Source organism: Tumidithrix helvetica PCC 7403 (assembly GCF_965232925.1).
GTDB lineage: Bacteria > Cyanobacteriota > Cyanobacteriia > Pseudanabaenales > Pseudanabaenaceae > Tumidithrix > Tumidithrix helvetica.
Genome location: NZ_CBDDRA010000054.1, coordinates 1 through 14,761 on the forward strand (window position 1 = coordinate 1; position 14,761 = coordinate 14,761).

The 14,761-nt window shown below is 44.7% G+C and carries 13 protein-coding genes; 9 read left to right on the forward strand and 4 right to left on the reverse strand.

Going from position 1 to position 14,761, the window contains the following annotated elements:
- Window positions 1-164: 164 nt before the first annotated feature.
- From ssuE to ACP2WE_RS25610, 3 genes are all read right to left on the reverse strand, one after another.
- Window positions 165-776 (reverse strand): NADPH-dependent FMN reductase, encoded by a 612-nt coding sequence (gene ssuE, locus ACP2WE_RS25600; RefSeq protein WP_425218352.1) that lies wholly within the window; start codon window positions 774-776, stop codon window positions 165-167.
- 404 nt (window positions 777-1,180) lie between these two features.
- The gene (gene radC, locus ACP2WE_RS25605) at window positions 1,181-1,912 is read right to left on the reverse strand and encodes a RadC family protein (RefSeq protein ID WP_425218353.1); all 732 of its coding nucleotides are present in this window, start codon (window positions 1,910-1,912) and stop codon (window positions 1,181-1,183) included.
- Window positions 1,909-3,405: a hypothetical protein gene (locus ACP2WE_RS25610; RefSeq protein WP_425218354.1), complete on the reverse strand. Its 1,497-nt coding sequence runs from the start codon at window positions 3,403-3,405 to the stop codon at window positions 1,909-1,911. Before ACP2WE_RS25610 ends, radC begins: the two co-directional genes overlap by 4 nt.
- A 514-nt stretch (window positions 3,406-3,919) precedes the next feature.
- Between ACP2WE_RS25610 and nblS the strand changes: the two genes are divergently transcribed.
- Window positions 3,920-5,929 carry a two-component system sensor histidine kinase NblS gene (gene nblS / locus ACP2WE_RS25615; RefSeq protein ID WP_425218362.1) on the forward strand — a complete coding sequence of 670 codons (2,010 nt, stop codon included), beginning with the start codon at window positions 3,920-3,922 and terminating at the stop codon, window positions 5,927-5,929.
- 4 nt (window positions 5,930-5,933) lie between these two features.
- Here the strand turns inward: nblS and ACP2WE_RS25620 are convergent, their stop codons facing one another.
- Window positions 5,934-6,626: a C40 family peptidase gene (locus ACP2WE_RS25620; RefSeq protein WP_425218355.1), complete on the reverse strand. Its 693-nt coding sequence runs from the start codon at window positions 6,624-6,626 to the stop codon at window positions 5,934-5,936.
- 734 nt (window positions 6,627-7,360) lie between these two features.
- On the opposite strand from ACP2WE_RS25620, the gene ACP2WE_RS25625 reads away from it, so the two are divergent.
- From ACP2WE_RS25625 to ACP2WE_RS25655, 8 genes are all read left to right on the forward strand, one after another.
- Window positions 7,361-7,738, forward strand: coding sequence for a hypothetical protein (locus ACP2WE_RS25625; protein WP_425218356.1), 378 nt, complete (start codon window positions 7,361-7,363; stop codon window positions 7,736-7,738).
- A 57-nt stretch (window positions 7,739-7,795) separates the two neighbouring features.
- Window positions 7,796-7,963, forward strand: coding sequence for a DUF8624 family small hydrophobic protein (locus ACP2WE_RS26060; protein WP_503473949.1), 168 nt, complete (start codon window positions 7,796-7,798; stop codon window positions 7,961-7,963).
- 22 nt (window positions 7,964-7,985) lie between these two features.
- On the forward strand, window positions 7,986-8,963 hold the full coding sequence (locus tag ACP2WE_RS25630; RefSeq protein ID WP_425218357.1) for an aspartate carbamoyltransferase catalytic subunit: 978 nt from the start codon (window positions 7,986-7,988) through the stop codon (window positions 8,961-8,963).
- 73 nt (window positions 8,964-9,036) lie between these two features.
- A complete protein-coding gene (nusB, locus tag ACP2WE_RS25635; protein WP_425218358.1) occupies window positions 9,037-9,693 on the forward strand; it encodes a transcription antitermination factor NusB in 657 nt (218 codons plus the stop codon).
- A gap of 239 nt (window positions 9,694-9,932) precedes the next feature.
- A complete protein-coding gene (locus ACP2WE_RS25640; protein WP_425218359.1) occupies window positions 9,933-10,370 on the forward strand; it encodes a Fur family transcriptional regulator in 438 nt (145 codons plus the stop codon).
- 414 nt (window positions 10,371-10,784) lie between these two features.
- Window positions 10,785-12,365 carry a photosystem II high light acclimation radical SAM protein gene (locus tag ACP2WE_RS25645; protein WP_425218360.1) on the forward strand — a complete coding sequence of 527 codons (1,581 nt, stop codon included), beginning with the start codon at window positions 10,785-10,787 and terminating at the stop codon, window positions 12,363-12,365.
- A gap of 394 nt (window positions 12,366-12,759) precedes the next feature.
- Window positions 12,760-13,110, forward strand: a complete 351-nt coding sequence (locus tag ACP2WE_RS25650; protein ID WP_408648877.1) for a DUF1830 domain-containing protein — start codon at window positions 12,760-12,762, stop codon at window positions 13,108-13,110.
- Between the two features lies 1 nt (window position 13,111).
- Complete coding sequence (locus tag ACP2WE_RS25655) at window positions 13,112-14,557, forward strand: MBOAT family O-acyltransferase (protein ID WP_425218361.1); 1,446 nt, start codon at window positions 13,112-13,114, stop codon at window positions 14,555-14,557.
- The last annotated feature ends 204 nt before the right edge of the window (window positions 14,558-14,761 follow it).

Genomic DNA, 14,761 nt, shown 5'->3' on the forward strand with positions numbered 1-14,761 from the left:
TTTGATGCTTTGACGGAGGCAATTAGCCATTTAAGCCATAATATCAAGCAAATACTCTCATTTTGCCTTTAGGTTTACTTCTTTTCTCCTATTTACTCAAGAATGAAACAGCCCTGCCTTTGCAAGAGGGAGCTAGAGGGGGTAAAAACTTCTCAAACACGCTCTTAGTCCTTTATGCCAGTTTCAATTGAATTTGGAACTATAGATTGCTTGTGGAAATTCTCGTTGAGATTCCTTTTGAGTCTGAGCAAATTGAGTGAATCAACTAGCTCATTTAAACTCTTTTGCAAACGCATGACAACTTCTATATGCGGTATAAAACTTCCATCTTCATTACGCTGCAACTGGACATCAACAGCAAACACACTCGGTAAAATATGGGTTGCACCTAGCTCGGCTAAGACTGGTTTAAGCGTGAAATCAATTGCTAAAAAGTTGTTGATTGTTATACTAGTGCTCAAGGGTAAAATCACTTTGTTCGATAAACTGCCTCTTGGTAATAAATCAAGAAATGATTTCAATAGACCTGTATAGGCACCTTTGTAAATTGGGCTTGCAATAATTAATCCATCAGCGTCTTTGATTAATTTTTTGGGATATTCCAAGATGGGACTAGAAAAGCGACCTAGGATGAGAGCTTCAGCAGGTAAATCGCGAACGAGCAAAACATCACAGGAAATGCTTTGGCATTCCAGTAATTCTTGGGTGTAATGCAATAGTCCATGAGATCTAGAAGGATGGATAGGACTACCGCCAATTAGGAGGATATTAGCCATGAAATTGACATTCCCCTGTAATAGAAGATTTAAATAATTAATACCAACGCTCATTCAAGCGAATTTGTAACAGATTGGGATTTGAGTTTTGCGCGCAGCACGATTTCCAAAAAAACTGCGACGCAGTTTTTTTGGAAATTCGGATAAGAAAAAATTAAAGCCTGAAACGTTTTTTCAGCAAAACCCCAGTTATTGTAGCATGCAAAAAATCACTATTAAATCACCATTAACATAAAAAAATGTAATACCATTTTTTGAAAAGACCGCGCTCTGCGCGGAACCTAAATCCTGACCTGTCGCAAATTTAAGAGAAATTGGTATAACTATTTTGGGTTTTCATTACGGATGGAATGTGGGAGACGATCGCGCTTTTTTAGGGAGCATGTGTAGAAAAACTCAAAAAGCTAATCTCCTTGGGGGTGCTCTTTCCATAAAGAGGTGACTTCGCGAATGCTCGTATGGGTACCATTGCCTAAAATTAAATGATCGAGCAAAGGAATGCTGAGCATCCGAGACGCTTCTAATAGCTGACGGGTGAGCGCGATGTCCTCTGGACTCGGATCGGTATTGCCTGATGGGTGGTTGTGGGCAAGAATTAGTTTCACTGCACCGCTTTTGAGTACTTCCCGAAAAATATCGCGGGGATGGGCAAGGGTTTCTGTCGCTGTGCCAATCGTAATCACTCGCTGTGCCACAATGCGATTTTTATTGTCTAGCATCAAAACCGCCAAGCGCTCTTGGGTTTGCCACATCAAATCTTGACTGAGTGCTGCCACTGCCACGGAAGGATCGGTAATCTCGGCGCGATCGGGAGGCTTGGCATAAAGGGCGCGTTTTCCCAACTCGATAGCTGCCAAAATTGTGGTTGCTTTGGCAGGTCCAACCCCCTCAATCTGCATCAATTCCTGTGGCGATACTGTCTGCAAACCCGCAACGGGGTCGCTAAAATCCTTGCCAATGGTTTGTAAAATCAACTGTCCCAGCCCAACGGCTGAGAGCTTCCCTGCCCCCTGTCCCGTACCCAGCAAAATTGCAATTAACTCTGCCGAGGATAGGCTCCGTACCCCCTGACTTAAGAGCCTTTCCCTCGGACGCTCCGAGGTCACCATGTCAGCGATACGGAGGGAATAGGTCATAGAGACTTAAACAGATACTCGCAAATGGCAGTTTCAACTTCCGCAGCATTGGGAATTGGACGGATGCGATCGCCACAGGCAGTGATAAATTCTGGCTTTTGAGTTCCTTTGGTTTTGATCTGTTTGAGTTCAGATTGCGTCGTTGCGCTGATTTGACTAATTACGCCCTCAACCTTGACCTGCTTTTGGAACTGCATCGTAATTTGCGCAAGATTTTGCTTGTAGAGTCCAATACGTTTCTCGACTGCCGCGTGGTTTGGCGATTCTTTGGGGATCTTTTCGAGTAAAGCGATCGCATCTTGCCACTTGGTTTGAGCCGATTTCCATACTTCCGATTTGTGCGGAGCATTTTGGACGATCACGCTTGCTTCATGTCCTAGCTTCATAGCATCCGCTTCAAACGTATCCGCTTTTACTGGGGACGGGGTTGGAGAAGCGGCAGGGGTTGCTGTGGGTTTCCCAGGGGAAGGCGTCGCTGGGGGTTTCTTAGGGGGGGGCGTGGGTTTAGTCGCCATAGCAAGTTTTTTATCAATGGCTGTCAACTTGCTACGAATTAGCCCTAATTCATTTTGGGCTTCTTCATAAAGAGAACCTGGGCGCTCGGGAATTTCTTCTAAACGCGCGATCGCAGCACTCAGTTGAGATTTAGCATCATTCAACGCTTCTTTCTTGGTTAACTGATTTGGATCGGGAACTTTTGAGGTAATCTCCTTAGCCTCGGTCAGCTTTTGCTCTTGATTGGAACGATCCCAAAGAAACCAACCACCGCCCGCAGCAAGCATGGCAATAAGGATAGCGATCGGTAACACGGAGAACTTCTTCTTTGGGGGGGGCGTTGGTGATACCGCTTTGGTCGATTTTTTCGCAGTCGAACTGGAGTTTTGGCTATTATTGTTACTCTGACTGTGGTTAGAATTGAGCGCAAGTTCGGGTTCGCCCTGCAAATCTAGGTCGGGATAGTCATAGCTATCCAATGTGGGAACTGGGTTCAAATTAGGACTAGTTGGCTCAGAGGCTTCTAATGTATCTGCTAGTGGCGTTGGTGTCGTTTCTTCCCCTAAGACTTTTTCTGTAGATCTATCAAAAAATTCAGTTTCTGCGGTGATTTCTGATAGTTCTAACTCTAAATTGTCTTCATTAAGTCCATCTTTGGCTATGGGTGGTTCTTTAAAATTAAGTTCGTTGTCAAGATCGAGATCGTCAATATCAAGCTCAATCATGGGCATCACTGGGCGAATTTCACCTTTCTGTTGCCATTCTGGTTGTTTTGCCCCTGCAACTCTGCCATAGATAATAAAACCATCCGCATCTTGAATTGGCAATTTCTCAAGACTTTTTTGAACGAGTTCCACGAGCAGGGAATAATCCACGTCATTATCTTCGGCTCTCGTCGTCAAGACATGTAACTGAGACCCCTTCCGCTTCACCTGAATTTTGACTTTATAGAAATTCAGGTCTGTTTGCAGAGCCTTAGCAATTTCAGTTTCATCCATCTTGATACCCTCTTGTTTGCAGAAATTTGCCAGAAATTTGCCAGAAATAGTAACCGAAAATTGCGACAATGCCTACAACAATAATTTTGGAGACATGACGAGATGGTTTAATTGCGCTTTACTCAATACCTGATCCAGTATTTGAAATAAGTGCTTTAACCAACGCAGTTTGTACACTACTACTGCCATCTAAGTCAAATATTTCATGTTAAATCTTGTCTCCTCTGCCCCAGTATTTTAAGACATTTTCAGTTTTTTGCCTAAGCGATCGCACTTAAGCCTAAATCTGGCAAGAGTATCGCCACCATATTTCTGTACAATTCAGCGCACAAATTTTGGCAAACATACTCTAGGAGCCATTTCATCGCATGAAAATGGTAGCCGTAGGTATAAACAACAATCCCGTGCCAAAATATACTCTAAATTAAGTTTTATTATTGGTTTTTTTCAAAATACTGCGTTAAAACAAATAGCTAACATTGTGATTGATTTCTTATCTCAGAACTACGCAACGATGCGGCGATGGTGGGCAGAGTTTTCATTACAAACTAAACTCATGGCATTGGTGACTTTGATGGTGTCGCTGCTAATGAGTGCTGTAACATTTTGGGCTGTTAACGATATTCAACTGGATGCTCGACTGAGCGACACAAGATTTGGTAAGGATCTAGGATTGCTTTTAGCTGCAAATGTATCTCACTTGATTGCGGAGAATAATCTGCCTGAGGTAGCAAGACTTTCCAAGGAGTTTTATGACAGAAGTTCAAGCATTCGTTACATTATCTATGCCGATCCAGGTGGTGAAATTTATTTTGGGATTCCCTTTGCTGCCAATGAAGTCCAAAGTTCTCTCAGCATTCGGCGGCGCATTCAAATTCCTGAGGATCCTAAAGCTAGACCCGATCGCCCGTTAGTTCGCCAACATTCTTCGCCTCAGGGGGAAGTTACGGATGTTTTTGTCAGGCTTACCTATCAAGATAAACCGCTGGGAACCCTAGCGATCGGAATCAATCCCAACCCTGCGGCAGTGGTCTCATCGGGTTTGACGTTAGATGTAACTACAGCTGTGTTTGTTTCAATTTGGGCGATGGTGATTTTAGGTGCGGCCTCTAATGCTGTCACCATTACCAAACCCATTAAAGAACTCGTGGCAGGGGTAAAAAGCATTGCTAGCGGGAACTTTAAACAACAAATCGATTTACCCTTTGGTGGCGAACTGGGCGAGCTAATTCGGAATTTTAACGAGATGGCAAAGCGCTTAGAAAACTACGAAGAACAAAATATTGAGGAACTCACGGCGAGTAAAGCCAAACTAGAAACCCTAGTGTCAACGATCGCTGACGGAGCCATTTTACTCGATGCAGAAATGAAAGTGGTCTTGGCGAACCCCGCCGCGATCAAGATATTGGGTTGGGAGCAACTTAGTAGTGATGTAGGTGAACTCAGCGGTGTCATTGGCACGAGTATCTTAAATGTCCTGCCTGCCCATTTGAGCGAAGAAATTTCCCGCCCTTTGTTGCAAATCGCTACGGGTGAAAAAGCTGGAGGTGAAATTCGGTTCATGGCATCGGGGGATTCTAGCGAAGCAGGTGCATTTAACCACTCTCTTCGTCTCTGGATTACCACCGTGGTTGGTGCGAACAACACGATCAAAGGAATTGCAATGACGGTGCAAGATATCACCCGAGAAGTTGAATTAAATGCTGCCCAGAGTCGGTTTATTAGCAATGTCAGTCACGAACTCCGCACGCCGCTTTTTAATATCAAATCCTTTATCGAGACCCTACATGAATATGGGGACGAGCTATCCTCAGAGCAGAGAAGCGAGTTTCTCGACACGGCGAACCATGAAACCGATCGCCTGACTCGCCTAGTCAATGATGTTCTCGATCTATCTCGCCTTGAATCTGGTCGTCAGTATCGTTTTGATAGTACCGATTTGATTCAAACAATCGAGCAAACCCTGCGTACCTATCAACTTAACGCGCGCACAAAGGGCATTGAGTTACATCAAGAAATTGCCCCCAATCTGGCGAGAGTTTGGGGTAACTACGATTTACTGCTACAAGTGCTTTCCAATCTTGTGGGCAATGCCCTCAAATTTACGAATTCGGGCGGTCAGGTGACGATTCGCGCTTACAACTGGCAAGAACAAAATGCTGCCTTACCCCATCGCTCTGTCAATCGGGTGCGCGTAGAAATATCTGATACGGGCATTGGGATTGCCCCTGAAGATCAAAAACGCATCTTCGATCGCTTCTTTCGGGTAGAAAACCGCGTACATACCCTAGAAGGTACTGGCTTGGGTCTATCGATCGTGCGCAATATTATTGAGAAGCATCACAGTGCGGTGCAAATTAAAAGCGAAGTGGGTGTGGGTACAACTTTCTGGTTTGACTTGAGTATTTTTCAAGACAAATGCGATCTTGAGATTGGCGATCATATTGTTGAGGTTGATACGCAAACTATGTCAGAGGCTCTTGAAAATATTCCCATTGAGCATAATGTTGAGAGTCTGGTCTAGGCGTCTAACAGAATTTAGGACTGTAACACTGGGTAACGCGACCTGCTCCCCTTAATTGGGCGGCATACCATTGTGAAACGCGATCGCTTCCTGACAGCGAACTAATGGCAATGCCGTGGTGTCCGTGTTCTTGCCCCGAACTGTGAATATACTCACCTTTTCCCAAATGCATCCCCACATGGGTGGCTTTGGTAGGATTTCCAAAAAAGATGAAGTCGCCGCGCTGCAAATTTTCTAAAGCGATGGGCTCTAAAAAAGCCTCTTGTTGGTAAGCATCCCGTGGCAGCCAAATGCCCACAGAGACAAAGGCGGCTTGCATTAAGCCCGAGCAGTCAAAATCTGGCGGTACTGTGCCACCCCAAAGGTATTGATTGGGATGCTGCATTGCACCTTGCATGTAATCGATCGCATCGTCAATTCTTGCTGCGATCTCAGTTGGGGTGAGGAATTGGGGTATATAGCCTGCCCCTGCGATCGCTTGTAAATTCGTTAAATCTTCGTTGCGGATAAACCCTTCATAGCCATCTTCAAGCAAAGCGATTTGTTTGGGACTGCGATCGGGACTTTGCGAGCCATCTTGAATTTCAGGTTCGCGAAATACTAAATACCGTCCTGCCGCCATTTGGGTTGCTAGACGCTCTAGTTGTGGCGAGTCGTAGATATTAATATCCGTAATACTGCGATGCTGCATAGCCATTGATTAACCCTTCCAAAAAACCTTATAAAAACTCAGTGAGTCCGATAGAAGGCTACCAGACTCACGCAGAAATATAATTCACTATGTGGGGTTAACTAGGGTTTACAACGGTTGGCTAATTGAACGAACTATCCTTTTCTTTAATCTCAATAACTTTGAGGTAGTCGATCTTTAGGTCTTTTCATTTCTAACTTCTTCCCAGCAATTCCCTAGAACCGAATAAGTAATAAAGGGAAAATGTTCTAGTAATTGCTTAGCACCATCATTACCAACCTGCCTACTACTATGACACTTCATCCTTGCTTGGCTTTTAAACTGCCCTAAACCTGCTGTATCTAATTCGTTAAACTAGACTCTTATGAGCATAGCTACAACTTTAAACCAACAGAAACTAAGACATCAAACAACCAAATAGTAGTACAGTGCTAGTAACATTTACACCAATCAAACACCAAGGAGAAAGTAGTAAATGTACTCGAACTACAAAGACACAAAACTAATAAGAAAGATATTGCTTAATTAGCTCAGCGCTTGGTTTGGGGAGGAGGCACTGCCCAAAACCGCTTGTTTCTATGTGCCTGTATTTACAATATTAAATCGTCCTCGAAAGTGCAAGGGTTTTAATATAAGTTTATATTCAAGCAATGATGGGACTGAATCTAAACATCCATTGCAAAAACTGTTTAAGATAGGTATTTCTAGATATTTACGCACAAAGATCAGGAACTCAATCTATGTCTCGTCCCGCACCAAAACTCACGATTAATCTTGCTGAAGGCTCGGTTTCCATTAGTAGTTTCTCGGCTGAAGCTGCCCGTGAATTGCAAGCCCAGCTCAATCAACTCATGGAAAAGCTCAAACTCGTTTCGGCAAAACCAAGTGCCGAACAGTCAGGAACTAAGGTAAAAGCTGCACCTCAGCCCCCCCTAGAATATCGCCACATTGGGGAGGTGTTTTTAGAAGTGTTTTGCAACCCTAATATCTGGGCAACGCCCTTTGCCGCCAAAGTCCTGATTACGGTTAGAGATGAGAGAATTAGAATCACCACCGAGGCAAGCTTAAATCGATTGCTTGAAGATGTCAGTCAATATCTTGAAGCCGTAGAAGGTTAAACCAGCATCCCCAAAATCGTAGATAATATAATTTCAACCCACTACATAGCGATCCCCGTGCTTTTCTTTCGTCAGTTCATTGCTCCGCTTCTGATCTTTTTGACTTTTATGTTTACCTTGGTATTGGTAAGCTCCCGCGCTTTTTTACCAAGTGATATGGTTGAGCCTGCCCCTATTGGTATGTTGCCAACGGGTGCGATCGCTCAAATTGTTCAATTCAGATAACCACACACATTTCTAAACCATAATGGCTGAGGTTAGCTGGCGGCGACATGTAATTTCTCTGTCAGATTTTACGATCGCTGATTATGAATTGGTGCTACAGACAGCCCTGAGTTTTCGTGAGGTGCTTTCTCGACGCAATAAAAAAGTGCCTACCCTTCAGGGAAAAGTGGTAGCCAACTTGTTTTTTGAATCTTCTACCCGCACGCGCAATAGCTTTGAACTGGCGGCAAAACGGCTATCGGCAGATACGCTAAATTTTTCGCCTGGGACTTCGTCGTTATCTAAGGGTGAAACGATTTTAGATACTGCCCGCACGTTTCTTGCCATGGGCACGGATATTATGGTGATCCGCCATCAATCGGCGGGTGTGCCGACCGCGATCGCACGGGATATGGATCTTTTAGGCGGTAAAGTCGCTGTCTTGAATGCAGGAGACGGTAAGCACGAACATCCTTCTCAAGCACTGCTCGATCTATTTACCCTTTGTACTTACTTGAATCCAAGTAACCCTACAGCCAAAGAGATGAAGGGCAAAAAAGTCGCGATCGTGGGGGATATTCTGCATTCACGGGTGGCAAGATCGAATTTATGGAGTTTAGTCACCACAGGTGCGGATGTCCATTTGGTTGCCCCACCCACCCTATTGCCTGTTGAATTTGCTGAGTATGGGGTCAAGATCCATCACACCCTGGGCAACGCCCTTGAGGATGCTGATTTTGTCATGACCTTACGCCTGCAAACCGAACGCATGGGACAGTTTTTAATCCCCAGTTTGCGAGAATATCACGCGCAGTTTGGCATTACCCGCGATCGCTTGGCTAAATGTGCACCCAACGTGCAAGTACTTCACCCTGGCCCCGTAAATCGAGGCGTAGAAATTAGCTCCGATCTGATGGACGACCCCCGTTTAAGTCTGATTGAAAAGCAAGTCACCAATGGCGTGGCCATTCGGATGAGTTTGTTATATCTGCTTGGTTCATCGGGTAGTGATAAGGTGTAGTGATAAGGTGTAAAGAGGAATCAGCGATCGAGCGATAGATCGCCCCATTTTTGTTGTTTATTGAGCGTTTTCTATGCAAGCCCGACATGTTGCCCGCGAACTGGCACTTTTGAGTATTCATCAACTGCCTACGCAGCCAGAAAATTTGGCAACCAAAACCATCGATGAAATGGTTACCGCTGTGGTGCGATCGCTCACCGATGAGGTCAAGGAAATGTTGCTAACGGCTAGCGTCGAGTTGCAACGAGGGCAAGACAAAATGCTCAATAGCGAGACACGCGTGGATGACCCCAAGGTGGATATTAAGTCAGCCCAGGTCATGGTGAGAGATGCGATTAACTTGACCGAGGCGGCAATTAACCGCGTGGGCACAGCTTTAGAATTTCCACTCATGCTCCAGATTTCGCGCCAAACTGAGATCCGTAGTTATGCGCTGGAGCTATTAAACACCGTGCATAAGCAGCGATCGCTCATCGATGCCACAATCGGGAATGCTTTGATTGATTGGCAGCTCAGCCGCCTTGCCCAGGTCGATCAAGATATTTTGCGCTTAGCCACGGCTGAAATCATGTACCTCGATGTCCCTAAACAGGTTGCGATTAACGAAGCCGTAGAACTAGCCAAACGCTACAGTACCGAGGATGGCTATCGATTTATCAATGGCGTGTTGCGCCGCATTTTAGAGCAGATGCGTGAGGCGGCCCAATCTGCGACTTCAGAGCGATCGTAATTTTTTAGGTGCAAAAGATTAAGATTCCTGTTTTTTGGCTTGACTGATGCAGCGAATTTTCTGTATCTACACCTTAGATCTATCCTACGAGTTGTGTCATCTCCTAGATGAAATTGTTATGCTATTACTTATCTCTAAGGAAAATAGATCTAAACTTATTGCGTTGAAGCGACTACACACAAAAGTTTCCCTATATATTTAGTGAAATCTTCTACATAACAATTTCTTGATGGCAGCAAATGACTAAGATGGAACTCAACAATACAGACACTCTAGACAGCACCCTCCACCGCTGCCAAGAGTTGGGTATGCGAGTTAGCCGTCAACGTCGCTTTGTTTTAGAGTTGTTGTGGGAGACAGGCGAACATCTCTCAGCAAGAGAAATTTACGATCGCCTCAATCACCTAGGCAAACCGATCGGGCATACATCCGTTTATCAAAACTTGGAAGCTTTAGCTGCGAAAGGCATTATTGAATGCGTCGAGCGATCGGATGGCAGGCTCTACGGCAATATCAGCGAACCTCACAGCCACGTTCACTGTACGGATACCAATCAGATTCTCGATGTCAAAGTCGAACTTCCTTTAGAGCTGATTAAGCAAGTGGAAGCTCAAACAGGAACTGTAATCTCTGACTATCGAATTGAATTTTTTGGGCATCGCGCTCCAACGGTGTGAATCACAGATTTATCAGGTTAAAGGATTTCACAAATTTGGTGGACAGGCGAATTCTCTCCCTTTTGCAAGCTATGGTGCACACACAAGTAAATTTGTCTTCGCTTCAATCGATCTAGCCCCCTAAATCCCCCAATTCTGGGGGACTTTAAGAATTCTTTCCCAGAATTGGGGGCTAGGAAGTAATAAACCTTTGATTTAATTAGGTTTGACGACTTCACTGTAGCTTTTTACAAGTGGGGCTGGGGGGAGTATTAGGATGCATAGCGTTTCAGGTTCTCTTATCCCAAACTGACATTAATTTATAGTCTAAATACCTGTTAAATCTTCCTACTTGAATACTTATCGCGATCTCTGTTTAGGTACAATGACAGATATATAAAGATTTATTAAATTGCATATAAGCAAACTGAACTTATGTCTGAAATTGACTATGCTGCCGATCGCATCTTGTATGTCAGACTCCCCTGCAATCCAATTTTTCCCATAGGGGCTGTCTATCTAGCCGATCACATTCACAAGCTCGCGCCTAATGTAGCGCAACGCATTTGCGATCTGGGCACAGTGCCCCCCTTAGATTTTTATAAGGCATTAGATGAAAGCATCGATCGGTTTCAGCCGAACCTGCTTGTATTTTCTTGGCGCGATATTCAGATTTATGCCCCAGTTGGCGGCAGAGGTGGAAACCCTCTGCAAAATTCCTTTGAATTTTTCTATGCCAAAAACCCCTTTACAAAGCTGCGCGGTGCGATTAACGGGTTGCGTTTGTTTACCTCCTATTACACCGAACTTTGGCGCAATAACCAACTGGTTCGACGGGGACTAGCCCGTGCCAAGCGGTATCACCCAAATCCCAAAGTAGTTGTTGGGGGTGGAGCAGTGAGCGTATTTTACGAGCAGCTCGGTAAAGTTTTACCCAAGGGCACGATTATTTCGGTGGGCGAAGGCGAATCTTTACTAGAGCGACTGGTACAGGGTATTGATATCACGAGCGATCGCTGCTACGTGGTGGGCGAAACCAAACCTCGCGATCGATTGATTCACGAGCAACCTGCCCCTATTGAAAAAACTGCCTGTAACTACGATTACATCGAGTCGATCTGGCCAGAATTTAACTATTACTTCCGCGATCGCGACTTTTATATCGGCGTGCAAACCAAGCGCGGCTGTCCGCACAACTGCTGCTATTGCATCTACACCACGATCGAAGGTAAGCAGGTCAGAATTAATCCTGCCGATGAAGTCGTCAAAGAAATGCAGCAGCTCTATAGCCGAGGCGTTCGCAATTTCTGGTTTACCGACGCGCAGTTCATTCCTGCCAAGAAATATATTGATGATGCGATCGAGCTATTGCGTAAAGTCCTAGCCGCAGGCATGCAGGATATTCACTGGGCAGCCTATATTCGTGCGGATAACCTCACGCCTGAGCTGTGCGAACTCATGGTAGCCACAGGCATGAATTACTTTGAAATTGGCATCACCAGTGGTTCGCAAGAATTAATCCGCAAAATGCGGATGGGGTATAACCTCAAGTCGGTGTTACAAAACTGTCGCGACCTCAAAACCGCAGGTTTTAACGAACTGGTTTCCGTCAATTATTCCTTTAACGTGATTGACGAAACTTTTGAGACCATTCGCCAGACGATCGCCTATCATCGCGAACTAGAGAAAATCTTTGGGAAAGACAAAGTCGAACCTGCGATCTTCTTTATTGGCTTACAGCCTCACACCCATCTTGAGGAATTTGCCTTTAAACATGATGTGATTCAGCCCGGCTATAACCCCATGAGCATGATGCCTTGGACAGCCAAGAAACTTTTGTGGAATCCTGAGCCTTTAGGGTCATTCTTTGGTGAAATTTGTTTGCAGGCATGGCAACGCAATCAAGATGACTTTGGTCGCACCGTCATGGACATTCTAGAAGAACGTCTGGGAATTGCCCCCCTTGAGGAAGCCCTCTCTGCCCCAATTTCGGCATTGGCTGGCGTTGGTCGGTAATTTACCACCACATAAAAAATATCTAAAATATTCGCCTAACTTTCTCAGGAATTCTCCCTACTTGGTAAACGCTTTTACAATCACACCTCCTTTGTAGTGATAACTTTGTTTTGTACCGAAAGAGGGGTGAGATTCAAACCTTTGCCTTTAGGCAAGAATCACTTAATTTGGGGCTAAAAATGGCAAAAATCACCTTCAATAGCGATCGCGAAATATCTTGCGAAACCAACTTTTGAAGAGAATTTCCAACCTGAGACCCTTTGGCTATAGGCTAATCATCCCAGTCCAACCTAAAATCAAACCGAATAAAGGCTGAAATACGGGGAGTCTCGCTAGTCCACAGTTAATTACAAGTTATTACAGGTCGTTAAACTTTACTCGCTCCATAAAAATTATTATGTCGGTATTCGATCCACTACCCGAAAACAGTCAAGACAAAATCGTTTGCTGCTATGTCAATGCCACCAGCAAAATTCAAATTGCCCGCATTTCTAATGTTGCCAACTGGTACTTTGAGAAGGTTGTCTTCCCAGGGCAGCATTTAATTTTTGAGTCGGTACAAAATGCTCATCTAGAAATTCATACAGGAATGATGGCAAGTTCCATACTTTCAGATACAATTCCGTGTGTGCAATTGCAGGTTGAAGAAACTACGCCCGCTTTACCCAGTTGGCTACCGATCAAACCAGCCAATGTAATTGACCCCCACATAGAGCAAGTCACCGAACCCGAAGTCATTACCTAATATGGATTTTCTCTCCCTTGAATATGGCTCGTTCTTAATTAGTATTGCCATCATTTACTGGTTAATCCCCCACCTTCAAACTCGCCTGTTGGTTTTACTGACGGCGAGTTTATTATTTTATTCCTTAATTCAAGTGCAGTATGTCTGGCTCTTGATCGTGATGACGGGGGTAAATTTTTGGCTGGGGGCAAAGATCAAAACCAGTAACTACCAACTAAAACGTTGGCTTTTATTTGTGGGGGTGAGCTTTAATGTCTTGCTTTTGGTCGGGTTTAAGTACATTCCTTTTTTACTATCGATTGTTGCCAGTCTCACAGGGCTATCGGCTAGTAATGCGATCGCGGAATGGGTAAAAACAAGCATCGTCGCTCCGATCACGCTTAGCTTTTTTGTGTTTGAGATGATCGCCTATCTCGTCGATATTTTTCGAGGTGGTGCTCCAGCCAAGGATTTTTTGAGTTTCGTCACGTATAAAACCTTTTTTGCCAAAATCCTCTCAGGTCCCATCGTCCGATTTCACGAATTTGCCCCGCAATTAGCCTCACGCCCCAGTCCAAAGCTAGAGGATATGGTGGATGGGGTGTGGTTGATTACCTCTGGTGCGATCAAAAAAGGCATTGTTGCCGATAACATGGCTCGCTATGTCGATTTATGTTTTCGCAATATGGAACGGGCGGGTAGCGTCGATCTATGGTTAGCGCTATTTGGTTTTGGTTTGCAGATTTATTTTGACTTCAGCGGCTATATCGATATGGCAAGGGGCAGTGCCTTGCTGCTAGGGTTTAAGCTACCCCAAAACTTTGATTTTCCCTATTTTGCTGGCAGTATCAGCGATTTTTGGCGGCGTTGGCACATTACCTTGGGCGATTGGATGCGCAATTATGTCTACATCCCCCTTGGTGGTTCTCGCAAGGGCTTATTTTTAACCTGCGTCAATCTCATGATTATTATGCTGATCGTAGGTATTTGGCACGGAGCTAACTGGGGATTTATCATCTGGGGGGCATGGCATGGCATGGCACTAGCACTTCACCGCATCGTGATGGTGGTGGGGGCAAAGTTTGAGCGATTGATGGATGCTTGGAAATTATTGCCGATGCAAATCGTTGCGATCGCCCTGACCCAGTTAATCGTTCTCATCGGTTGGATTCCATTTCGCCTACCCAATTTTGCCGATACCAACCTATTTTTACAGAGAATGTGGGGGCGGGCTGCCGATCCGCAGTTTGGCGTCAAGATTTACGTGGAGTCTCTAGGCATGACTGCGGGTCAAATAGCTCTCCTGATGATGGGAATTGTGGGGGTTATGTTTTTGCTATACCGATGCGATCGCGCTCGCTTGCAATTTACTTGGCAAGTAAAACTCTTTCTCGTGCCGATCAGTCTCTATTTAGTGGGTTTACTTGGCCCTGAAAAGAACCTGCCGTTTATTTACTTCGATTTCTAGTTTTTTTTGCTCTTTACAAAAAGAAGGAAGAATCAACGATTCTTCCTTCTTTTTGTATCAATAATTTTGAACTTTAGTTTGGACTAATCGGCAGCAAGGCAAGAGCAACAGAAAGGCACGAGAAAATAGAGCAAGAAATTGCAAAGGCTAAGTCAAGCTCAAACATGAAAAGAGAATTAGAAGCTAAATGGCAATTGACACAGA

What these genes read in the sequence shown, in the direction of transcription:
- ssuE (WP_425218352.1), bottom strand. Translation starts at nt 776, where the DNA reads ATGGCTAATATCCTCCTAATTGGCGGTAGTCCTATCCATCCTTCTAGA.
- radC (WP_425218353.1), bottom strand. Translation starts at nt 1,912, where the DNA reads ATGACCTATTCCCTCCGTATCGCTGACATGGTGACCTCGGAGCGTCCG.
- ACP2WE_RS25610 (WP_425218354.1), bottom strand. Translation starts at nt 3,405, where the DNA reads ATGGATGAAACTGAAATTGCTAAGGCTCTGCAAACAGACCTGAATTTC.
- nblS (WP_425218362.1), top strand. Translation starts at nt 3,920, where the DNA reads ATGCGGCGATGGTGGGCAGAGTTTTCATTACAAACTAAACTCATGGCA.
- ACP2WE_RS25620 (WP_425218355.1), bottom strand. Translation starts at nt 6,626, where the DNA reads ATGGCTATGCAGCATCGCAGTATTACGGATATTAATATCTACGACTCG.
- ACP2WE_RS25625 (WP_425218356.1), top strand. Translation starts at nt 7,361, where the DNA reads ATGTCTCGTCCCGCACCAAAACTCACGATTAATCTTGCTGAAGGCTCG.
- ACP2WE_RS25630 (WP_425218357.1), top strand. Translation starts at nt 7,986, where the DNA reads ATGGCTGAGGTTAGCTGGCGGCGACATGTAATTTCTCTGTCAGATTTT.
- nusB (WP_425218358.1), top strand. Translation starts at nt 9,037, where the DNA reads ATGCAAGCCCGACATGTTGCCCGCGAACTGGCACTTTTGAGTATTCAT.
- ACP2WE_RS25640 (WP_425218359.1), top strand. Translation starts at nt 9,933, where the DNA reads ATGACTAAGATGGAACTCAACAATACAGACACTCTAGACAGCACCCTC.
- ACP2WE_RS25645 (WP_425218360.1), top strand. Translation starts at nt 10,785, where the DNA reads ATGTCTGAAATTGACTATGCTGCCGATCGCATCTTGTATGTCAGACTC.
- ACP2WE_RS25655 (WP_425218361.1), top strand. Translation starts at nt 13,112, where the DNA reads ATGGATTTTCTCTCCCTTGAATATGGCTCGTTCTTAATTAGTATTGCC.